This window comes from Azohydromonas lata NBRC 102462, assembly GCF_001571085.1.
Taxonomy (GTDB): domain Bacteria; phylum Pseudomonadota; class Gammaproteobacteria; order Burkholderiales; family Burkholderiaceae_C; genus Azohydromonas; species Azohydromonas lata.
The window spans coordinates 48919-69148 of record NZ_BCTC01000003.1; the positions used below are offsets into that span (position 1 = coordinate 48919).

Genomic DNA, 20230 nt, shown 5'->3' on the forward strand with positions numbered 1-20230 from the left:
CATCCCCACTCACAGGAAACAACACATGAGCAAAGACTTTCTCTTCCACGCCGGCGAGGCCACGGTGCTGGCCGCCGAGGGCCAGTTCACGGATGCGATGCCGGAGATCCTCATCGGCCGCACCGACGGCCCGGTGGGCCAGGCCTTCGCCAACATGATGGCCCAGAGCAAGGGCCACACGGCCATGTTCGCCATTCGTGCGTGCAACCAGCTCGTCCGCCCGGCCACCATGATGGTGCCCAAGGTCACGCTGCGCGACATGACCAACATCGAGCTCTTCGGCGGCGTGGTGCAATCGGCCACGGCCGACGCGGTGGTGGACTGCCTCATCGAGGGCGTCATCCCCAAGGACATCGCCAACGAGCTTTGCATCATCTCCCTGGTCTGGATCGACCCGCGCTGCGCCACCCACGCCGAGCTGGACAAGAAGGACATGTACCGCACCAACTACGAGGCCACCAAGCTGGCCCTGCGCCGCGCGCTGGCCAACGAGCCCTCGGTGGAAGAGCTCATCGCCAACCGCCACAAGATCAAGCACGACATGGACGACTGGAGCTGACGCAGCGCCGGCGACCAACGGTCCGCCCGTTGGCACGGAATGACTTGATGCCCGCGGCGTGGGCTTCATCCCGGGTCTGGGCAGCGCTGCCCGCAAGGCGCAAGACTGCGCCTTGCGGCGGCGTTGCACGGTGCGATGTCCGCACCCGGCCGGCCGCTTCAGGAGGGATGTCATGACGAAATGGCGAAAGTCCACCGCCGACACGGTGTACAGCCCCGAGGAGATAGACGCGCGGCTCAAGGAGGAGCTGCCCGCCTGGTACTGCGAGGACGGCTGGATACGGCGCAAGTACAAGACCAGCGGCTGGAAGTCCACGCTCATGGTCGTCAACACCGTGGGCCATCTGGCCGAGGCGGCCTGGCACCACCCCGACCTCACGGTCTCCTACGCCTTCGTGATCGTCAAGCTCATGAACCACGCCGCCAAGGGCGTGACGGACAAGGACTTCGCACTGGCCCACAAGATCGAGGACGTGCTGATGTGGCAGCCTGGCCGCGACGAGGACTCGCCGCTGGACGGCACGCCCGATGACCCGCGCTTCAAGCACATCAAGTACGACTGACGCCATGGCCAAGCCTCAACGACTGGCGTTGTTCGATCTGGACCACACCCTCATCCCTTTCGACAGCGGGCGCGAGTGGCTGCAGTTCCTGGCCGACCGCTATGCCGTGCCCGAGGACGCCCCCAGGCGCTACCTCGACGCCTGCCGCCGCTACGTGGCCGGTCGCGTAGGCCTGGAGGCGCTGCACCGCGCCGTGGTCTGCCCGCCCGGCGCGCAGGCGCAGGCACTCTTTTCCACCTGGCGGCGCGACTTCGAGGCCGAGATGGCGCGCCGCGTGCCGCGCTCCACGCTGGCGCTGGTGCAGCGCCACCGCGACGCGGGCGATCTTTGCGCCATCGTCACAGCCACCTCGCGCCTGGTGGCCGAGCCCTTCGCCCGCGTCTTCGGCGTGGCGCAGCTGCTGGCCACCGAGCCGCACCGCGCCGGTGACGGCTCGCTCAGCGGCGACATCCAGGGCGAGCCCTGCCACCGCGAGCACAAGGTGGCGCACGTGCGCCGCTGGCTGGCGGCGCAGGGGCTCGCGCTCCAGGATTTCGAGCGGAGCTGGTTCTATTCCGACGCCGCGGGCGACCTGCCGCTGCTGGAGGCCGTGACCGACCCCGTGGCCGTGCGGCCGGACGACAAGCTGCGCGCCGTGGCCCGCGAGCGCGGCTGGCAAGTGCTGGGCATTGCGGATGTGGCGTTCTGAAGTCCGCGCCGCCCGCCGGATGCGCCGCCGCGCCGCGGCGCTGGGCGCGCTGCTGGCGCTGGCGCTGCAGGCCGCGCCCGGCGTGGCGGGCGGTGCCGGTGCGCTGGCCTACGTCACCAACCAGGGCAGCCACGACGTGAGCGTGGTGGACATCGCGCAGCGCCGCGTGGTGGCCACCGTGCCGGTGGGTCGCTCGCCCGCGGGCGTGGCGGTGGCCGGCGACCGTGTCTTCATCACCAACCCCGACAGCCGCGAGCTTGCCGTGATCGAGCAGGGCAGCGCGCGGTTGCTGGCCACGCGGCCCGCGGGCGAGCAGCCTTTGGGCATCGCCGCCGCGCCGGACGGCCGCCGCGTCTGGGTGGCGGACTGGCAGGGCCAGCGCCTGCTGGGCTTCGACACCCGCACGCTGGAGCGCGTGGCCGACATCGCGCTGGGCCGCACGCCCTGCGGCGTGGCCGTGTCGGCCGACGGCGCCACGGCTTACGTGGCCGAGCGCGACGACGACGTGGTGGCGGTGGTGGACCTGCGCGCCGGGCGCGTGGCGCAGCGCGTGGCCGTGGGCCGCCATCCCTACGCGCTGCTGCTGGACGAGCCGCGCGCGCGCCTCCTGGCCCTCAACGTGCAGGGCGACGACATGAGCGTGGTGGACCTGCGCGCGCTGCGCGAGGTGCAGCGCGTGCCGCTGGGCCGCGCGCCCTACGGCGCGGCGCTGTCGGCCGACGGCGCGCGCCTCTACGTCACCAACCAGCACGAGGACACGGTGAGCGTGCTGGACGCGCAGACGCTCACGCAACTGCAGCGCCTGGAGGGCTTCGGCTCGCCGGAAGGGGTGGCGGTGCAGGGCGACGACTTGCTGGTCGTCAACTGGATGGACGACGACCTCTCGGTGCTGGATGCCGCCAGCGGCCAACTGCGCGCGCGCATCCCCACCGGCTCCAATCCCCGGGGCTTCGGCGCCTTCGTGGCGGCGCCGCCCTGACGGGTGTTTCCCCAGCTTCCCAGAGCTTTCAAGCACAACGACAGGAGACGACCAACGTGCATCCCAAGCTGTTCAAGCGCCTGATGGCCTTTGGCCTGGCCGCCGCCTTTGCCGGCAGTGCCTTGGCCCACGGGCCGACCCGCCAGAAGGTGGTCGAGAAGATCAACATCGACGCCCCCGCCGCCAAGGTGTGGGACCAGATCAAGGCCTTCGATGGGCTGGCCAAGTGGCATCCGGCCGTGGCCGCCAGCCCGGCCGACAAGGGCAATGAGGTGGGCTCGGTGCGCACCATCGCCATCAAGGGCGGCGGCGAGATCGTCGAGACGCTGGAGGGCTACAGCGACGAGCAGCGCCGCTACACCTACCGCGCCAAGGACGGCGGCGCGCTGCCCGTGAGCAACTACACCTCCACCATCCAGGTCTCGCCGGACGGCGACGGCAAATCGGTGGTCGAGTGGCGCGGTGCCTTCTACCGTGCCTTTCCCGGCAACGATCCCCCGGCCGACAAGAACGACGAGGCGGCGGTGAAGGCCGTCACCGGCGTCTACCAGGGCGGCCTGGCCAACCTCAAGAAGATGGCCGAAGGCAAGTAAGCCTTCCCCCCGGCGGCCGGTGCCGGCCGCCGCACCACGGCCCCGCCGCTGCCGCCACGGCAGCGGTCCCGGGGACCGGAAGTCGCCGCGATGGACCGGCTGGAGTCGCAAGCATGTCCCTCACCCGTTTCCTGGCCGCTGCCGCGTTCTCTTGGCTCGCGGCCGGCTGCGCGCCGGTGGGCGGGCCGGACCCCAAAGCCGGCGCCCAGGCCGGCGTTCCAAGCGCCGCGCAGCCCATTGCCCCCGGCGTCTACCTCTTTCCCGGCCAGCACGCCGTGTGGGACGCCGCCCACGGCCGCGTCGCCAACACCGGGTTCATCCTGGGCAGCCGCTGCGCCGCGGTGATCGACAGCGGCGGCAGCCCGCAGCATGGGCGCGACCTGCTGGCCGCGCTGCGCGCCGTGAGCCCGCTGCCGGTGTGCTGGCTCGTCAACACCCACGTGCATCCGGACCACGTCATGGGCAACGGCGCCTTTGCCACGGCCAACGGCGGGCGGCCGCCGCAGATCGTGGGCCACCTGAAGCTTGCGGCGGCGCTGGCCGCGCGCGGCCCCTACTACCTGCGCGCGCTGCAGCGCGAGGGCGCCACGGACGTGCCTGAGCGCATCGCGCCGCCCACGCTGGCCGTGGCCGACCGCATGGAGCTGGACCTGGGCGGGCGCACGCTGCAGTTGCGCGCCTGGCCGACGGCCCACACCGACGACGATCTCACCGTGCTGGACGACGCCAGCGGCACGCTGTGGCTGGGCGACCTCGCCTTCGACGGCCACCTGCCCGTGCTCGACGGCCGGCTGTTGGGCTGGCAGCAGGTGCTGCAGGACCTGGCCAAGGACAGCGGCGTGCGCCGCGCCGTGCCCGGCCATGGCCGCGTGATGGACCACTGGCCCGCGGATCTGCAGCCCACCGCCGCCTACCTCGCCGACCTGCGGCGCGAGGTGGAAGCCGCGCTGGGAAAAGGCCTGAGCCTGACCGAAACTCTGGAAGCCACCCGCCTGCCGGGACAATGGCAGTTGGCGCCGGACTTCCATCGCCGCAACCTGACCACCGCCTACGCCGAGCTGGAGTGGGCGCGCTGAACAGGCCGCGGCGGTGCCGTTCCCGCACCCGCACCCGGGCCCGCTGCCAGGCACTTGCCTCGCCCAGCAGTTCAGCAGTTTTCCGAGGAGGTCGCCATGAAGCCGTCACTTCTTCACCGCCGCGAGGCGCTGGCCCTGTTGCTGGCCGCGCCGGCCGCCGCCCGCGCGCAACTGCGCACGGCCGAGGAGTCGGAGAACAACCCGCGCTGGCAGCAGCAGCGCGAGGCCCTGTTCGGCCGCCGTCCCATCGCCGAGGACGAGTCGCTCATTGCCCTGCAGGCGCCCGTGCGCGCGGAGGACGCGGCCGTCGTCCCCCTGGGCGTGCGCATGGGCTTCGCCCAGAGTGAACGCGGCTTGTCGGTGCGCCGCCTGGTGCTGGTCATAGACAACAACCCCTCGCCGCTGGCCGCGCAAATGGAGTACGGCCCGGCCAGCGGCCGTGCCGATTTCGAGACCCGCGTGCGCATCGACGAGTACGGGTTTGTCCGCGCCGTGGCCGAGCTCTCCGACGGCCGCCTGGTCATGAGCAAGCGTTTCGTCAAAGCCTCCGGCGGCTGCTCCGCGCCCCCGGGCAAGGACGCCGAGGCTGCCCGCGCCGCGTTGGGGCGCATGCGGCTGGCGGTGCAGGAGGACGCGCCGCCGGGTCAGCCCCTGCGCGCGCAGCTCATGGTCAGCCATCCCAACGACTCCGGGCTGGTGATGGACCAGGTGACGCGCATGTACACCAAGGCCCAGTTCGTCCGGCACATCGCCCTGGCCTACGCCGGCGCGCCCCTGCTCCAGGCCGAGGTGGACTTTTCGCTCAGCGAGAACCCGCACCTGCGCTTCTGGCTCAAGGCCGAGCCGCGCGGCGGCGAGCTCGTCGCCCGCGTGGACGACACCGAGGGCCGTCACTTCGAGCAAAAGCTGCAGCTCTCGGCCTGAGCCGCGGCGCGCGCATGCCATGCTGCCGGCCGTGCATGCATCGACTCCCCTGATCCCGCGCCGCCGCCTGGCACTGGCCGCGCTCGCCGCCCTGGCGGGCACCGCGGCTGCGCCGGCGCTGTCCGCCGCGATGGCGAATCCGCCGCCCGCCCGCTACGGCGCCGCCCAGGCCGTGGCACCGGGCGTGTGGGTGCTGCCCGGCAGCCTGGAGGCGGCCGACGCCGGCAACCAGGACGCCGTGGGCAACCTGGGGGTGCTGGACACGCCCGCCGGTCCGGTCCTCGTCGAGACCGGCGGTTCCTCGCGCCTGGCGCGCTGGGCCATTGCCGAGGCACGGCGCCTGACCGGGCGCAAGCCGGTGCTGGCCGTCATCACGCAGGCGCGCCCGGAGTTCCTCATGGGCGGCGCCGCCTTTGCCGAGGCCGGCATTCCCGTGCTGGCGCACTCGGCCACGGCCGAGCTCATGGCGCAGCGCTGCCACGAGTGCCTGCGCCGGCTGCGCGCCGACTTGGGCGAGGCCGTGATGCGCGGCACGCGGCTGGTGCTGCCCGGCCGCCGCGTGGAAGGCAGCCAGGTGCTGGAGCTGGGCGGGCGGCGCATCGCGCTGCTGCACCTGGCGGGCCACACCGCGGGCGACCTGGTGGTGCTGGACGAGCGCAGCGGCGTGGCCTTTGGCGGCGCGCTGGTGCCCGCGGGGCGGGTGCCTGAAATCGACCCCGGCCGCGAAGCCGCGCCCTGGCGCGAGGCGCTGCGCCGCCTGGCCGGCCAGCCGGGGCTGCGCACCCTGGTGCCGGGCTACGGCGCGCCGGGCGCGGCGCCGGCGCTCATCGCGTCCGTCGAGAGCTACCTGGCGGCGCTGGAGGCGCAGGTGCAGGCGCTGCTGGACGGCGGTGCCGACCTGCTGGAAGCCCAGCGCCGGGTGGAGCTGGCCGACTGGCGCACGGCAGCGCGCTACGAGGCCTTCCACAAGCGCAACGTGCAGCGCCAGTACCTGGCCGCCGAGCTGCGCTGGCTGGCCGCGCCTGAGGCCACGCCGCAGCGCTGACGGCCACGCCTTGCACCGCGGCGTGCGACGTTGCGCGCGCAGCGTTGCAAAAACGCCTAATGGATGTGGGCAGCGGGCAACGGATTACCCGAGTGTTCTTCTCGGTTGTGCCTGCACAGGCCGTGCGTGGCGGTTGAGGCCGGAACGGCCCGTTTTGGGTGCAAACCCGCATGCAACGGGCGCCGCCGGGGTGGTTGCGCCCGCATGGGCCGTGTCCTGGGGTGGGGAGCAGCCCGCAGGCCGGCCGCGCGGCAGCCGCCGCGTTGCTACCGACCGCCACAACGCTGCAAGGTGAAGCAAAGGCGCCGTCGGCTAGATGGTGGAAACCCGAACCGGTGCCAAGTTTTGAGACGGACCACACTTGCGTTCGCCGAGAAACCAGCCGGTATCGCCCAGCGCGATGCGGCCTCTGGTGCCGGCACGGCCCGTCGGTTCGAGAGTCGTCCGCGCCCACGCATTCCATCTAAGGAGACCTGCACATGAAACTCAAGCACAGCCTGATCGCACTGGCCGCCCTGGCCGCCGTCTCGGCCGCCAACGCCCAATCCAACGTCACTCTGTACGGCCGCGTGGACCTGGGCTACCAGTACACCAACAAGACCACCGCCGCCGGCGACGGCCTGTCCGAGCTCTACAACGGCGGCATCGCTCCGAGCATCTGGGGCCTGCGCGGCACGGAAGACCTGGGCAGCGGCCTGAGCGCCTTCTTCAACCTGGAAAGCCATATCAACGCCGACACCGGCGCGACCACCGGCGGACTGTTCCGTCGCCAGGCCAACGTCGGTGTCAAGGGTGCTTTCGGCTCGGTGGCCCTGGGCCGCCAGTACTCGCCGGCCCTGCTGGCGCACCTGGGCACCGACCCGCGCGGCATGAAGGAGCAGCTCTCCGGCCTGTATCCCTACGCGCTGAACCAGATTCAAGCCGCCTCCCCCGCTTCTCCCAGCAGCGACATCGGCGTGTTCCTGGGCAACGCGGTGTCCTACAGCAACAGCTTCGGCCCGGTGAACGTGGGTGCGGCCTACGCTTTCGGCGAGCAGGCCGGCCGCGGTGGCGCGGGCAAGGTCGCCTCCCTCGGCGCCTCCTACACCGGCCCGGTGACCGTGTCGGCCTCGTACCAGCAGACCACCAACATCGCGGCAGCCACGGGCGACGTCAAGCAGTACGGCCTGGGCGCCGCGCTGCCGCTGGGTCCGGTCAAGGTCAAGGGCATTTACCTGCACACCAAGTCCGACGCGGGCGTGGTCGCGGCCGGCCGCGAGACCAAGGTGGACGTGTGGGGCCTGGGCGTGGACTACGCCTTCGGCGCCAACACCGTCACCCTGGCCTACTACCAGGGCAAGGACAAGAAGGCCGCCGACGACAAGACCAAGACCCTGGTCCTGAGCGACGACTACGCCCTGTCCAAGCGCACCACGCTGTACGCGCAAGTGGCCGTCGCTGACGCCAATGCCGGCGCGTCCTCGCTGACCTCCATCAGCTCGCGCCAGCCTGTGGCCGGCGAGAAGACCACGACCTTCGGCGTGGGCGTCAAGCACGACTTCTGATCCCGTTTCTTCGAAGATCCTGTTCAGGGGCGGTGCCGCAAGGCACCGCCCTTTTTTCATGGGCGCGGCCCTTTCAGCCGCCTTCAGCGGCAAAAGCGTCCGCCGCCCATCTCCAGGTGCAGGTGGTCGGCATGGGCGGCGTTGTAGTCGGGCCCCAGCACGCCGTTGAAGCTGCGGCAGCCGCCGCGGTGCACCTCGCGCAGGAAGCTGCCGGCGGGCGACTTGGCATCGCGCCAGTCGCGCAGCACGCTCACGCGGCGACCGTCGGCCAGGGTGAAGCCGGCCACGTCCAGCGCGTCGGCTTGCGCATGGCGGCTGCGCCGGCCCGCGCGCCCGGCCACGTCGCGGCAGGCCAGGCTGCCCAGGTGCTGCATGCGCGCCACGGGCGCGCCCAACAGTTCCTGCGCCGCCGGCTGCACCACGTGCGTTTCCCACAGCGCCAGCGCCACGGCGCCGCGGCAGCTCAACAGAAAAGGCGTCTCCAGCGCGAAGGCCGTGCGCGTGACGCGCACCGCGTCGGTGAGGCGGCAGCCCTGGCCCACCTCGCGGTCGGGCACGGGCGTGGCCTGCAGTTGCGGCGCTTCGTCCAGCACGGCGCGGCACAGCGCCGCATCACGCCCAAGCCGCGACAGCTTGAACGGCGTGAGCAGATTGGGCTTGTCGGCAATGCGCAGCGGCGCCCAGGGCAGCCAGCGCTCGGGGATGCCCCCGCGCCCCTGCGGCGAGGGCAGCGCCAGCAGCACCAGCAGCAGCACCGCCAGGCGTAGGAAGTCGGCCATGCCGCGCCGCCCGGCAAGGGCGGTGCCGGGGCCTCAGCCCCCGAAGAAGTAGCGCTTGATCCCGGCCAGGATCATTTCCACGGCGATGGCGGTGAGCACCAGCCCCATGAGCTTTTCCATGGCGCTGACCACCGAGTCGCCCAACAGCCGGCGCATGCGCTCGCTGGCCAGCATCACCACGCCGCACACCGCCATGGCCACGGTCAGCGCGGCCACCCAGTCGGCCATGCGTTGCGGCGCGCGCGAGGCCAGCAGCAGCACCGTGGCCATGGCCGAGGGGCCGGCCAGCAGCGGCACGGCCAGCGGAAAGATGAAGGGCTCGCGCGCCTCGGCGGCATAGAGGCTGCCGCCGCTGGCGAAGATCATGCGCATGGCGATCACGAGCAGGATCACCCCGCCGGCCACCTCCAGCGAACGCTCCGACAGGTGCATCAACTCCAGGAAGTGCTTGCCGCCGAACATGAAGCCCAGCAGCACCAGGAAGGCGATGGCCGTCTCGCGCAGCGCCACGCGCGTGCGGCGCTGCGGCGGCACGCCGCGCAGCACCGAGATGAACACGGGCAGGCTGCCCAGCGGGTCCAGCACCAGCAGCAACAGCACCAGGGCGGAAACAAACGTGTGTTCCAAGGGATCGGTTCCTCCAGACGTGTGAATGCGCGGCGGACCTCGTGAGCCCGACGTGGCGATGTCCGCGCCGCGGTGGCGGCGGGGGCGCGCATCCTACGATGCGCCGGCGCCGCGCTGGCTGCCCAGCGGCGCGGCCGGGCAACACGCCCAACGGAAGGACCGGACCGGATGGAACGCATGGAAATCCCCTTCTTCCTGGACTTCGCCGGCCAGTTGCAGCCGCAGTCCGTGCTGCGCGCGGCCATCACCGCGGCCTGCCGGCGCCCGGAAAGCGAAGCCCTGGCGCCGCTGCTGGGCGCGGCGCGCCTGGCGCCGGCGCAGGCCGCTGCGGCGCACACGCTGGCCGCGTCGCTGGCGCGGCGGCTGCGCGAGCGCGCCACCGGCGGCTCGCGGGAAGGGCTGGTGCCGGGGCTGATGCGGGAGTTCTCGCTGTCCTCCCAGGAGGGCGTGGCGCTGATGTGCCTGGCCGAGGCGCTGCTGCGCATCCCCGACACCGCCACGCGCGACGCGCTGATCCGCGACAAGCTGGGCGAGGGCGATTGGGCCGCACACTTGGGCCGCAGCGGCTCCAAGTTCGTCAACGCCGCCGCCTGGGGCCTGCTGTTGGGCGGCCGCATGGTCCAGAACAACGGCGAGACGGGGCTGCGCCACGCGCTGAACCGCGTGCTGGCCCGCAGCGGCGAGCCGCTGCTGCGCAAGGGCGTGGACCTGGCCATGCGGCTGTTGGGCGAGCAGTTCGTCTGCGGCCAGACCATTGGCGAAGCCCTCTCCCGCGCCCGCCGCCGCGAGTCCCAAGGCTTCACGTACTCCTTCGACATGCTGGGCGAGGCGGCGCTGACGCAGGAAGACGCCCAGCGCTACACCGCCGCCTACGAGCACGCCATACATGCCCTGGGTATCGCCCTGGCCGGGCGCGGCCTGCTGGAAGGGCCGGGCATCTCCATCAAGCTGTCGGCGCTGCACCCGCGCTACTGTCGCGCGCAGCACGGGCGGGTCATGGACGAGCTGTATCCCCGCCTGCTGCACCTGGCGCTGCTGGCGCAGCACCACGGCATCGCCTTGAACCTGGACGCCGAGGAGGCCGACCGGCTGGAGCTGTCGCTGGACCTGCTGCAGCGCCTGTGCGGCGAAACGGCGCTGGCCGGCTGGAACGGCCTGGGCCTGGCCGTGCAGGCCTACCAAAAGCGCAGCCCGCACGTGATCGGCTTTTGCATAGACCTCGCCCGGCGCAGCCGGCGGCGCCTGATGCTGCGGCTGGTCAAGGGCGCGTACTGGGACAGCGAGATCAAGCGCGCCCAAGTGGACGGCCTGGAGGACTACGCCGTCTTCACCCGCAAGGCGCATACCGACGTGGCGTATCTGGCCTGCGCGCGGCGGGTGCTGGCGGCACCGGAGGCCGTCTACCCGCAGTTCGCCACCCACAACGCCCACACCGTGGCCGCGCTGGTGCAGATGGCCGGCGACTGGGCGCCCGGCCGCTACGAGTTCCAGTGCCTGCACGGCATGGGCGAGCCGCTGTACGAGATGGTCGTCCCGCCCATGTCCGAGGGCGGGCTTGGGCGCCCCTGCCGCATCTACGCCCCCGTGGGCACGCACGAGACGCTGCTGGCCTACCTGGTGCGGCGGCTGCTGGAGAACGGGGCCAACACGAGCTTCGTCAACCGCATCGCCGATGCCTCGGTGGCCGTGGACACGCTGGTGGCCGACCCGGTGGCGCTGGTGGAGCGCGCCGCGCAGGCCGAAGGCGCGGCCGGGCTGCCGCATGCCGCCATCCCGCTGCCGCGCAACCTCTTTGGCGGCCAGCGGCTGAACGCCTGCGGCGTGGACCTCGCCAACGAGCACCGGCTGGCCTCGCTGGCCGCGGGACTGCTGCACGGCGTGCGGCGCGACTGGTCGGCTGCGCCGCTGGTGGCGGGCCAGCCGCGCCCGGGCGACCTGCCGCAACCCGTGCTCAACCCGGCCGACCGGCGCGACCGCGTGGGCACCGTGCACGAGGCACGGCCGGAAGAGGTCAAGGAAGCGCTGGACGCCGCCGCCGCCGTGCAGCCGGCCTGGGGCGACACGCCGCCCGCACAGCGCGCCGACCTGCTGGAGCGCGCCGCCGACGCGCTGGAGGACCAGCTCCAGTGGCTGGTGGGCCTGATCGTCCGCGAGGCCGGCAAGACCGTGCCCGCCGCCGTGGGCGAGGTGCGCGAGGCCGTGGACGCGCTGCGCTACGCCGCGCTTCAGGCCCGCACCGCGTTGGGCGAAGGGGCGCTGCCGCTGGGCCCCATCGCCTGCATCAGCCCCTGGAATTTCCCGCTGGCGATCTTCACCGGCCAGCTCGCCGCGGCCCTGGCCGCGGGCAACGCCGTGATCTGCAAGCCCGCCCGCCAGACCCCGCTGGTGGCCGCCGAGATGGTGAAGCTGCTGCACGCGGCCGGCGTGCCCGGCGCGGCGCTGCAACTGCTGCCCGGCAGCGGCGAGGCGGTGGGCATGGCACTGGCGTCGGATGAGCGCGTGCGCGGCGTGCTGTTCACCGGATCGACCACCGTCGCCAGGCGGCTGCGGGAAGTGCTGGCCGGCCGGCTGGACGCGCAAGGCGCCCCGCCGCTGCTGGTGGCCGAGACGGGCGGGCTCAACGCCATGCTGGTGGATTCCTCCGCGCTGGCCGAGCAGGTGGTGGCCGACGTGCTGGCCAGCGCCTTCGACAGCGCCGGCCAGCGCTGCTCGGCGCTGCGCGTGCTGTGCCTGCAGCAGGAGGTGGCCGAGCGCGTGCTGCACATGCTGCTGGGGGCGATGGCCGAGCTGCGCGTGGGCCGGCCGGACGCGCTGTCCACCGACGTGGGCCCGGTCATCGACGAGGCCGCGCGCGCGGGCGTGGAAAAGCACGTGGATCGCATGCGCGCCCTGGGCCTGCGCGTGACGCGGGCGGCACTGGACGAGTCGCTGCAGGCCAACGGCAGTTTCATCCAGCCGACCGTCATCGAGCTGGACGACTGGTCGCAGCTCCCCGGCGAGGTGTTTGGGCCGGTGCTGCACGTGCTGCGCTGGCGGCGCGACGGGTTGGAGGAATTGCTCAAGCACATGGAGGCCACGGGCTACGGCCTGACGCTGGGCCTGCACACGCGCATCGACGAGACGATGGCGCTGGTGACCTCGCGCGCCCGCGTGGGCAACCAGTACGTCAACCGCAACATGATCGGCGCGGTGGTGGGCGTGCAGCCCTTCGGCGGCGAAGGCTTGTCCGGCACCGGCCCCAAGGCGGGCGGGCCGCTGCTGGTGCGGCGGCTGTGTGCGCGGCACGCGCTGGCCTTGCCGGCACCCGGACCGGTGGCGCAGGCGGGCGTTGCGGCGCCCGCGCCGCGCCTGCTGCCGCTGCGCCTGCTGCGCGGCTGGCTGGCGGACGGCAAGGCGCCGGACGAGGCGCTCATGGCCGCCTGCGACGCCCTGCTGTCCGACAGCCCCGCGGGCCTGAGCGCGCTGCTGCCCGGGCCGACGGGCGAGCGCAACGTCTACAGCCTGCTGCCGCGCCGGCGCGTGCTGTGCCAAGCCTCGGCGCGCGGCGACCTGCTTTTCCTGCTGGCGCTGGTGCTGGGCACCGATGCCCAGGCGCTGTGGGCGGACTCGGCCCTCACGCGCGAGCTGCTGGCCGCGCTGCCGCAACCGGTGCGCGAGCGGGTGGCGTTGTCACGCGAGGCGCTGGCGGCGGATGTAGACCTGGCCGTCGCGCTGGACGTGCCGGACCGCGTGCTGGCGCTGAACCAGGCGCTGGCGCGGCGGGCGGGCGCCATCGTCCCGCTGCTGGCCGGCGCGCCGGGGCTGCGCGACGTGGCCTGCATGCCGCCGGAGCGGCTGATGGTGGAGCGCAGCGTGTGCGTCAACACGGCGGCGGCCGGGGGAAATGTGGGGTTGATGGCGATGGGGTGAGCATCGCTTGCAAAGGAGTGCCAAAATTGACGAAGCCGATTGCCATATGGCGGAAAACCTTTGCAAGGAGCACGTACCCATGAGCGTCATGACATTGCAGGCCTCTGCCGTACTGGGTGGAGAAAACGTGCTCCGGGGGCGTCCGAACCTGCCTTTGGAATGGCTCACGCTGGTCCGCCAAGGCCTGCCGGCAGGTGTCGTGGACGCCGCCGTGCGGGCCGTGGGCATGGCACAAAGCGAGCTGGCGCAGGCGCTGGACATTCCCGAGCGCACGCTGGCGAGGCGCAAGCGCGAAGGCGTGCTCAGCAGGGAAGAGTCGGCCAAGCTCGTGCGCTTGGCGCGTGTCGTGGAGCGAGCCGCGCAAGTGTTCGAGGACGAGCGCGCGGCGCTGGACTGGCTCAAGGCGCCCAATGGCGCTTTGGGTGGCGCAACGCCGGTGTCCCTGCTCGACACGGACCTGGGCGCCTCCGCGGTGCTGGACACCTTGGGCCGCATCGAACACGGCGTTTTTGCCTGAAATGGCGGGCCTTGAACGGACGGTCTGGCGCATCACCACCAAACGCTTCGCCGCCAGCGCTTTTTCCGGCGAGGGGGCGCGGCTGTATGGCGGGCGCTGGAATCGGGTGGGCCAGCCTCTGGTCTACACCGCTGAGAGCCGCTCGCTGGCATTGCTCGAAATGCTGGTGCAGGACGAGCCGCTTCGTGCGCACTACATGCTCATACCGGCGACCTTGCCGTCGGATTTGAAAGTCGTGGAGCTGTCGCTGTCGGACTTGCCGCCGCACTGGCGCACCCTCGCTGCCCGGGACGTCCTGCAAACCTTGGGCGCCGACTGGCTGGCACGGGCCGATGGCGCCGTGCTGGCCGTGCCCAGTGCCGTGATGCCGGCGGAGCGCAACTACCTGCTCAATCCTTTGCACCCGGATTTCCGACGCATCGGCACAGGCGAAGCGGAGCCGTTGGAAACCGACATCCGGCTGCTGCGTGACATCAGGGGTTGAAGGGGTGGGTCCGCGCCTTCCTCAAGCCCCCTTCCCCGCCCTCAGGCCCCCGAACGTCCAAGCCACCGCCAGCACTCCCGCCGCCCCCAGCGCAATCGTCACCGTGGACCCCCAGCGCGCCATCAGCCACCCGGCGATGACGACCCCCGCCGACTGCCCCAGGAAGAAGAGCGAGGCGAACGCCGACACCGCCGGCCCGCGCCGCTGGGGCGCCATCTGCGTGGCGTTGACCTGAAGCGTGTTGTGCAGCATGTAGAAGCCCAGCCCCATGCCCAGGCAGCCCGGCACGGCCAGCGCCCAATGCGGCGCGAAGGCCACCAGCGCCATGGACACGGCCATGAAGCTCCCGCCCCAGCGCGCCAGGCCCACTTCGCCCAAGCGCGACACCAGCCGCCCCGAGGCCAAGGCGAAGATGAAGCCGCCGAAGCCGAACAGCATCAACAGCGAACCCGCCGCCGAAAGCGACAGGTTGAAACGCTCGTGCAGGTGCGCGGCGATGAAGGCGAAGGGCCCGTACAGCGCCACCGCCTCCAGGAACACGCTCACCAGGATCACCCGCGCCCAACGCTGCGACAGCACGTAGCCGAAATCGCCCGCGATGCGCCCAAGCGCCGAGCCCGCGCCCGGCGGCTGCCGCTTGCGGGCATGCGCCGGCAAGCCGCGCTCCACGATGAAGAGCGCCACCGACACCACCGTGAACAGCGCGGCCAGGATGAAATACGGCACGCGCCAGCCCAGGTGGTCCGCGGCGAAGCCGCCGAGCCACACGCCGGCCGACAGGCCCAGGATCTGGCCGATCAGAAAGCGTGCCAGCACCGGCTGGCGCTTTTCGTAGGGCACCACGTCGCCGATCCAGGCCATGGACAGCGGAATGATGGCCGCCGACGTCACCCCGGCCAGGCCGCGCAAGGCCCGCAGCGCATCGAACCCCGGCGCCACGCCGCACAGCGCCGAGGCCAACGCGCAGCCTATGCAGCCCCAGGCGATCACCCGGTACTTGCCATGGCGCTCGCCCGTCGGCCCAAAGAAGAGTTGCGCCAGCCCGTAGGCGATGGCGAAGACGCTCACCACCTGCGCGGCCTCGGCCAGCGTCACGTGGAACTCGCCGGCCAGGCGCGGCAGCAGCGCGTCGTTGACGCGCAGCGACACGCCGGAGCCGAAGGCGGCCAGGGCCAGCGCGGCGATGGACAGGGCGGAGACGGTCTCGGTGGAAGCCGCGGCTTCGGCGGCGGCGGGCGATGCCGGCGAGGCGGCGGAACTGGGGAGCTGCATGGGGCGTGAGGATTGCGCGGAAAGCGTGCCGCGGTGGCGCAAGGGGCGCGGGGCCATCGCCCGTCCTGCCACAGGGTGGGACGCCGGCCCCTTACCATGCGCCCCCTCATGAGCCTGCTGCTGCTGGCCCCCATGGAGGGCCTACTCGATCATCCCCTGCGCGAAACGCTCTCCCGCGTGGGCGGCCTGGACCGCTGCGTCTCCGAATTCATACGCGTCACCGGCACGCTGCTGCCGGAGCGCGCCTTCACGCGCGTCGTTCCGGAGCTGCTGCAAGGCGGTCGCACCCGCGCCGGCACGCCCGTTCGCGCCCAACTGCTGGGCTCGGACGAGCAGTGCCTGGCCGAGAACGCCGCCCGCCTGGCCTCGCTGGGCCCCGCGGGGATAGACCTCAACTTCGGCTGCCCGGCCAAGGTCGTCAACCGCCACGGCGGCGGCGCCATGCTGCTGCAGGACCCGGAGCTGGTGTTTCGCATCGTCGCGGCCGTGCGCCGCGCCGTGCCGGCGCACATGCCCGTGTCGGCCAAGATGCGCCTGGGCTTCAACGACGACAGCCGCGCCGAGGACAACGCCCGCGCCATCGAGGCCGCGGGCGCCGACGAGCTCGTCGTCCACGCCCGCACCAAGGTCCACGGCTACAAGCCGCCGGCCTACTGGGAGCGCGTGGCCGACATCCGCGCCGCCGTGCGCATCCCCATGGTGGCCAACGGCGAGATCTGGACGGTGGAGGACGCCCGCCGCTGCCGCGAGGCGTCCGGTTGCGAGTCGCTGATGCTGGGCCGCGGCATCGTCAGCAACCCGGGGCTGGCGCTGGCCATACGCGGCGAAGGCGGCGGCATCGCCTGGGCCGAGCTGCTGCCGCTGATGCTGGACTTCTGGGTGCACGTCTGCCGCCGCGTCGATCCGCGCCACCGCGCCGGCCGTTTGAAGCAGTGGCTCAACTACCTGCGCCGCACCTACCCCGAGGCGCAGTCCACCTACGACGCCGTGCGCACCGTCAACGACCCGCGCCAGGCGGCGGCGGCCGTCTTCGGCGAGGAGGCGGCGCACATCGACATCCCGAAGCCGCAGCGCCGCACCTGGGCCCAGGCCCTGCACCCGGCGGCCGACGAGGCCCTGGCCTGATGGGGCGCGCGGGCCCCTCGCCCCTGGAGCCGTACCGGCGATGGAAGAACCGTCCCTGTCCTCTTTGCCCTTCGCGCTGACGCGCTTTCACGTGCGGCGCCTGAGCGAGCTGTGGCGCTCAGCCGGCTGGCCTTGCCAGGATTTATTGGAGGCCGAGCTGCTGGCCGCCGGGCTGCTGGAGCGGCTGCTGGAGGACGGCCGCGAGCGGCTGCGCCTGACCGAGGCCGGCATCGCCGCCCTGGCCCAGGGCCGCCAGCGCAACCGCCGCGCCTTCGACGCGCACGAGGCCCTGGTGCAGCGCGTGGCGCGCCACCTGCAGCGCAGCGGCCGCATCGTCTACACGGAGCTGAAATTGCGGGCCCAGGTGGCCGTGACCTCGCCCACGCAGGCCGTGGCCGTCACCGCCGCGGGGCTGCCGCACGCGCCGCCCCTGGCCTCCACCGAGGCGCTGCCCGCGGGGCTGGGGTTCGAGGACGAACCGCCCCTCCGGCCCGGACAGATGGGCCAGATGGGCAAGCTGCGCTGGGTCCAGGCGCGGCCGGACGTGTTCTCCATCCGCTACACCAGCGTGGAGGCCTACCTCCAGCCGCTGGTGCACGAGATCAAGGTGCGCCGCGCCGACCTGCTGTCGGACCTGAGGAAGCCGGAGAAGCGCGCGGCGTACCTCGGCATGGCCGGCGAGTGCTGGTACGTGCTGGCCGAAGGCATAGGCGGCCCCGAGGACGTGCCGCCGGAGTGCGGCGTGCTCATCGCCACGCCCACCGCGCTGGAATGCGCTCGGCCGGCGCCCTCGCGCATCGGCCCCATGCGCTTTGACCTCTGGATGGCGCTGGCGCGGGCGGTGCCGCTGGAGCGGGAGATGAGCGAGGAACAGGGTTGGCTGGGAGAAGGCGGCTCCTGAGGCGGCCAGCGTTGGCTTCAGCGGGCGGCCCGGAAGCCGTCTGTAACATGCGGCCTCGGCACGCAAACTGCTCCAGCCGCCCCGATGCCCCTGCCCCACCTCTCCGCCGCCGTGTTGGTCCAGCCCGTTTCCTTCCTGGGCCAGGTGCTGCTCGCCGGTGTGGGGCTGGTGCGGGGGCGGGCCAGGATCAGTGCGCGCGACCTGGCGCGCGTGTCCACCGAGTCCAGCGCGCGGGCGCTGCCCATCGTCACGGGCGTGAACCTGCTGGTGGGTTCCATCCTGGCCTTCGTGGGCGCGGTGCAGCTCGTGAAGTTCGGCGCGGGCATCTACGTGGCCGACCTCGTGGGCATCGCCGTGGCGCGCGAGATGGCCGCCGTCATCACCGCCGTGGTCATGTGCGGGCGCACCGGTGCCGCCTTCGCCGCGGAGCTGGCCACCATGCAGGCCAACGAGGAGATCGACGCCTACGAGGTGCTGGGCATCGACCCGGTCCCCTACCTCGTGCTGCCGCGCGTGCTGTCGCTGCTGCTGCTGCTGCCGCTGCTCTACATCTACGCGTGTCTCGCCGGGCTGGTGGGCGGGGCACTGGTGGGCAGCGGCATGCTGCAGCTCGCGCCCCAGGCCTACATGGACCGCACGGCCATCATCCTGGGCTGGAGCCACCTGGGGCTGGGCCTGGTGAAGTCCGTGGTCTTCGGCGCGCTCATCGGCATCGTGGGCTGCTACTGCGGGCTGCACGCGCAGCGCAACGCCGCGGGCGTCGGCCGCGCCACCACCAAGGCCGTGGTGGTGAGCATCGTGGGCGTGATCGTGGTGGATTCGCTCTTCGCCATCCTGGCCAACGCGGTGGGGGTGTGAGCGCCATGGCCACGCCGCAGGACGACGCCCCGCTGGTGGAAGTGAAGAACCTGGAGATGCGCTTCGGCACGCGGCTCATCCAGCGCGGCGTCAGCTTCACCGTGGCGCCGCGCACCATCTTTGCCGTCATGGGCGGCTCCGGCGTGGGCAAGAGCACGCTGCTGCGCCACATGATCGGCCTGCTCGCCCCCGCCGGCGGCCAGGTGCTGCACCGCGGCGTGGACTACTGGGCCAGCGACGCGGCCACCCGCGCCCGCTTGCGCGCGCGCTGCGGGATGCTGTTCCAGAGCGCGGCGCTGTGGAGCGCCATGACGGTGCTGGACAACGTGATGCTGCCGCTGGAGCAGCTCACCGACCTCAATGCCGCCGCGCGCCGCGAGCGCGCGATGGAGGTGCTGGGCTGGGTGAGCCTGGAAAGCTTCGCCGGTTACCTGCCGGACCGCCTCTCCGGCGGCATGAAGAAGCGCGCCGGGCTGGCGCGGGCCATCGCGGCGGAGCCGCCGCTGCTGTTTCTGGACGAGCCCTCGGCCGGCCTGGACCCCATCAGCGCGCGGCGGCTGGACGACCTGGTGCTCGACATCCGCGAGCGCACCGGCGCGGCGGTGGTCATGGTCAGCCACGAGCTGCCCAGCCTGTTTGCCATCGCCGACGACGGCATCTACCTGGACGACGACAGCCGCCAGCCCATCGCCCGCGGCAGCCCGCGCGCGCTGCGCGACGCCGCCGACACCCACCCCACCGTGCGCGCCTTCCTGCGCCGCGAGGAACCCCCTGCACGACCATGAAAAAACACGCCCTGCTCGTCGGCGGCTTCGCGCTGGGTGCGCTGGCGCTCATCGTGGCCACCGTGCTCTGGCTCAGCGGCAACAGCCTCTTTCGCAAGCAGACGCTGGCCATCATCTACTTCCAGGGCGGCGTGGCCGGCCTGTACGTGGGCGCGCCCGTGACCTTCCGCGGCGTGCCCGTGGGCCAGGTGGAGGACATCGGCATCGAGGTCGAACAGCAGTCGCTGGACGCGCGCATTCCCGTGCGCGTGCGCCTGAACCCCAACAGCGTGCGCTTCGGCAACGCCACCGGCGGGCGGGCCGCCCCGCCGGAGCTGCCCGCCCTGGTGCAGCGCGGCCTGCGCGCGCGGCTGGTGGCGCAGAGCTTCGTGACCGGGCAAAAGCTCATCGACCTGGATTTCGTCGAGGACGGCACGCCGCCGCCGGCCGCCACGGCCAACGCGGGCGCCTACCCCGAGATTCCCGCAACGCGTGACCGCTTCGACGCCCTGTTCGACCAGGTGGCGCAACTGCCGCTGCGCGAGACGGTGATGGATTTGCGCACCACGCTGCAGACGCTCAACGAGACGCTGGTGGAGACGCGCGCCACCGTCACCAGCGCGCGCGAGGCGCTGGACGGCGTGGCCAAGCAGGTCAACGGCCTGGCCGGCGAAGGCCAGCGCACCTTGGGCGCGGCCACGGCCGCCATGAACGAGCTGCGCACCACCGCCACGGCCAGCCTGCAGGGCGTCAACCGCCTGCTGGAGACCAGCCGCCAGACCGTGGCCGCCGCGCAGCCGGAGCTGCAGGCCTCGCTGCAAAGCGCCCGCGCCGCGGCCGAGGCCGCGCAGGTGGCCATGAAGCGCGTCAACGATCTGGCCGACCCCGGCGCCCCCCTGCGCGCCGACCTGGACGCCGCCGTGCGCGACCTCTCGCAAGCCGCGCGCAGCCTGCGCGAGTTCAGCGAGCTGGTCGAGGAACAACCCAACGCGGTCATCTTCGGCCGCCGCCGCCAATGAGCCGC

Annotated in this window: 20 protein-coding genes; 17 read left to right on the plus strand and 3 right to left on the minus strand. The window is 72.3% G+C overall.

Going from position 1 to position 20230, the window contains the following annotated elements:
- Positions 1–25 precede the first annotated feature (25 nt).
- The 9 genes from fae (at position 26) to ALA01S_RS02125 (ending at position 7970) form a co-directional block, all read left to right on the plus strand.
- Positions 26–559, plus strand: a complete 534-nt coding sequence (gene fae, locus ALA01S_RS02085; RefSeq protein WP_066331370.1) for a formaldehyde-activating enzyme — start codon at positions 26–28, stop codon at positions 557–559.
- Positions 560–731: 172 nt separating this feature from the next.
- Positions 732–1121 (plus strand): 4a-hydroxytetrahydrobiopterin dehydratase, encoded by a 390-nt coding sequence (locus tag ALA01S_RS02090; RefSeq protein WP_066331374.1) that lies wholly within the window; start codon positions 732–734, stop codon positions 1119–1121.
- Positions 1122–1125: 4 nt separating this feature from the next.
- Positions 1126–1809 carry an HAD family hydrolase gene (locus ALA01S_RS02095; RefSeq protein ID WP_066331376.1) on the plus strand — a complete coding sequence of 228 codons (684 nt, stop codon included), beginning with the start codon at positions 1126–1128 and terminating at the stop codon, positions 1807–1809.
- On the plus strand, positions 1796–2788 hold the full coding sequence (locus ALA01S_RS02100) for a YncE family protein (RefSeq protein ID WP_066331377.1): 993 nt from the start codon (positions 1796–1798) through the stop codon (positions 2786–2788). Before ALA01S_RS02095 ends, ALA01S_RS02100 begins: the two co-directional genes overlap by 14 nt.
- A gap of 56 nt (positions 2789–2844) precedes the next feature.
- Complete coding sequence (locus ALA01S_RS02105; protein WP_238455665.1) at positions 2845–3381, plus strand: SRPBCC family protein; 537 nt, start codon at positions 2845–2847, stop codon at positions 3379–3381.
- Positions 3382–3494: 113 nt separating this feature from the next.
- On the plus strand, positions 3495–4457 hold the full coding sequence (locus ALA01S_RS02110; protein ID WP_066331378.1) for a quinoprotein relay system zinc metallohydrolase 2: 963 nt from the start codon (positions 3495–3497) through the stop codon (positions 4455–4457).
- Positions 4458–4553: 96 nt separating this feature from the next.
- The gene (locus ALA01S_RS02115; RefSeq protein WP_066331380.1) at positions 4554–5381 is read left to right on the plus strand and encodes a quinoprotein dehydrogenase-associated SoxYZ-like carrier; all 828 of its coding nucleotides are present in this window, start codon (positions 4554–4556) and stop codon (positions 5379–5381) included.
- A 31-nt stretch (positions 5382–5412) separates the two neighbouring features.
- Positions 5413–6426: an MBL fold metallo-hydrolase gene (locus ALA01S_RS02120; protein WP_169805833.1), complete on the plus strand. Its 1014-nt coding sequence runs from the start codon at positions 5413–5415 to the stop codon at positions 6424–6426.
- Positions 6427–6905: 479 nt separating this feature from the next.
- Positions 6906–7970, plus strand: coding sequence for a porin (locus tag ALA01S_RS02125; protein WP_066331386.1), 1065 nt, complete (start codon positions 6906–6908; stop codon positions 7968–7970).
- A gap of 83 nt (positions 7971–8053) precedes the next feature.
- On the opposite strand, the gene ALA01S_RS02130 is transcribed toward ALA01S_RS02125, so the two are convergent.
- Both ALA01S_RS02130 and ALA01S_RS02135 read right to left on the minus strand, forming a co-directional pair.
- Entirely contained in the window at positions 8054–8749 is a 696-nt protein-coding gene (locus tag ALA01S_RS02130; RefSeq protein ID WP_066331389.1) for an extensin-like domain-containing protein, read from the minus strand.
- Positions 8750–8782: 33 nt separating this feature from the next.
- Positions 8783–9376, minus strand: coding sequence for a MarC family protein (locus tag ALA01S_RS02135; RefSeq protein ID WP_066331393.1), 594 nt, complete (start codon positions 9374–9376; stop codon positions 8783–8785).
- Between the two features lie 168 nt (positions 9377–9544).
- On the opposite strand from ALA01S_RS02135, the gene putA reads away from it, so the two are divergent.
- The 3 genes from putA (at position 9545) to ALA01S_RS02150 (ending at position 14286) form a co-directional block, all read left to right on the plus strand.
- Positions 9545–13285 (plus strand): trifunctional transcriptional regulator/proline dehydrogenase/L-glutamate gamma-semialdehyde dehydrogenase, encoded by a 3741-nt coding sequence (gene putA, locus ALA01S_RS02140; protein WP_066331399.1) that lies wholly within the window; start codon positions 9545–9547, stop codon positions 13283–13285.
- Positions 13286–13364: 79 nt separating this feature from the next.
- Positions 13365–13802, plus strand: a complete 438-nt coding sequence (locus ALA01S_RS02145) for an Xre family toxin-antitoxin system antitoxin (RefSeq protein ID WP_066331599.1) — start codon at positions 13365–13367, stop codon at positions 13800–13802.
- 1 nt (position 13803) lies between these two features.
- Positions 13804–14286, plus strand: a complete 483-nt coding sequence (locus ALA01S_RS02150) for an RES family NAD+ phosphorylase (protein WP_066331401.1) — start codon at positions 13804–13806, stop codon at positions 14284–14286.
- A 21-nt stretch (positions 14287–14307) separates the two neighbouring features.
- On the opposite strand, the gene ALA01S_RS02155 is transcribed toward ALA01S_RS02150, so the two are convergent.
- Entirely contained in the window at positions 14308–15558 is a 1251-nt protein-coding gene (locus ALA01S_RS02155) for an MFS transporter (RefSeq protein ID WP_084267142.1), read from the minus strand.
- A gap of 108 nt (positions 15559–15666) precedes the next feature.
- On the opposite strand from ALA01S_RS02155, the gene ALA01S_RS02160 reads away from it, so the two are divergent.
- The 5 genes from ALA01S_RS02160 to ALA01S_RS02180 all read left to right on the plus strand — a co-directional run bounded on the left by ALA01S_RS02160 (position 15667) and on the right by ALA01S_RS02180 (position 20225).
- Complete coding sequence (locus ALA01S_RS02160; RefSeq protein WP_238455666.1) at positions 15667–16683, plus strand: tRNA dihydrouridine synthase; 1017 nt, start codon at positions 15667–15669, stop codon at positions 16681–16683.
- A gap of 40 nt (positions 16684–16723) precedes the next feature.
- On the plus strand, positions 16724–17584 hold the full coding sequence (locus ALA01S_RS02165) for a hypothetical protein (protein WP_066331402.1): 861 nt from the start codon (positions 16724–16726) through the stop codon (positions 17582–17584).
- 84 nt (positions 17585–17668) lie between these two features.
- Positions 17669–18442 (plus strand): MlaE family ABC transporter permease, encoded by a 774-nt coding sequence (locus ALA01S_RS02170; protein ID WP_066331405.1) that lies wholly within the window; start codon positions 17669–17671, stop codon positions 18440–18442.
- A 5-nt stretch (positions 18443–18447) separates the two neighbouring features.
- Positions 18448–19227 carry an ABC transporter ATP-binding protein gene (locus ALA01S_RS02175; RefSeq protein ID WP_066331607.1) on the plus strand — a complete coding sequence of 260 codons (780 nt, stop codon included), beginning with the start codon at positions 18448–18450 and terminating at the stop codon, positions 19225–19227.
- The gene (locus tag ALA01S_RS02180) at positions 19224–20225 is read left to right on the plus strand and encodes an MlaD family protein (protein WP_066331408.1); all 1002 of its coding nucleotides are present in this window, start codon (positions 19224–19226) and stop codon (positions 20223–20225) included. Before ALA01S_RS02175 ends, ALA01S_RS02180 begins: the two co-directional genes overlap by 4 nt.
- Positions 20226–20230: the final 5 nt, after the last annotated feature.

Coding starts and splice junctions, on each gene's coding strand:
- fae (WP_066331370.1), top strand. CDS start 26: ATGAGCAAAGACTTTCTCTTCCACGCCGGCGAGGCCACGGTGCTGGCC.
- ALA01S_RS02090 (WP_066331374.1), top strand. CDS start 732: ATGACGAAATGGCGAAAGTCCACCGCCGACACGGTGTACAGCCCCGAG.
- ALA01S_RS02095 (WP_066331376.1), top strand. CDS start 1,126: ATGGCCAAGCCTCAACGACTGGCGTTGTTCGATCTGGACCACACCCTC.
- ALA01S_RS02100 (WP_066331377.1), top strand. CDS start 1,796: ATGTGGCGTTCTGAAGTCCGCGCCGCCCGCCGGATGCGCCGCCGCGCC.
- ALA01S_RS02110 (WP_066331378.1), top strand. CDS start 3,495: ATGTCCCTCACCCGTTTCCTGGCCGCTGCCGCGTTCTCTTGGCTCGCG.
- ALA01S_RS02115 (WP_066331380.1), top strand. CDS start 4,554: ATGAAGCCGTCACTTCTTCACCGCCGCGAGGCGCTGGCCCTGTTGCTG.
- ALA01S_RS02125 (WP_066331386.1), top strand. CDS start 6,906: ATGAAACTCAAGCACAGCCTGATCGCACTGGCCGCCCTGGCCGCCGTC.
- ALA01S_RS02130 (WP_066331389.1), bottom strand. CDS start 8,749: ATGGCCGACTTCCTACGCCTGGCGGTGCTGCTGCTGGTGCTGCTGGCG.
- putA (WP_066331399.1), top strand. CDS start 9,545: ATGGAACGCATGGAAATCCCCTTCTTCCTGGACTTCGCCGGCCAGTTG.
- ALA01S_RS02145 (WP_066331599.1), top strand. CDS start 13,365: ATGAGCGTCATGACATTGCAGGCCTCTGCCGTACTGGGTGGAGAAAAC.
- ALA01S_RS02150 (WP_066331401.1), top strand. CDS start 13,804: ATGGCGGGCCTTGAACGGACGGTCTGGCGCATCACCACCAAACGCTTC.
- ALA01S_RS02155 (WP_084267142.1), bottom strand. CDS start 15,558: ATGCAGCTCCCCAGTTCCGCCGCCTCGCCGGCATCGCCCGCCGCCGCC.
- ALA01S_RS02160 (WP_238455666.1), top strand. CDS start 15,667: ATGAGCCTGCTGCTGCTGGCCCCCATGGAGGGCCTACTCGATCATCCC.
- ALA01S_RS02165 (WP_066331402.1), top strand. CDS start 16,724: ATGGAAGAACCGTCCCTGTCCTCTTTGCCCTTCGCGCTGACGCGCTTT.
- ALA01S_RS02170 (WP_066331405.1), top strand. CDS start 17,669: ATGCCCCTGCCCCACCTCTCCGCCGCCGTGTTGGTCCAGCCCGTTTCC.
- ALA01S_RS02175 (WP_066331607.1), top strand. CDS start 18,448: ATGGCCACGCCGCAGGACGACGCCCCGCTGGTGGAAGTGAAGAACCTG.
- ALA01S_RS02180 (WP_066331408.1), top strand. CDS start 19,224: ATGAAAAAACACGCCCTGCTCGTCGGCGGCTTCGCGCTGGGTGCGCTG.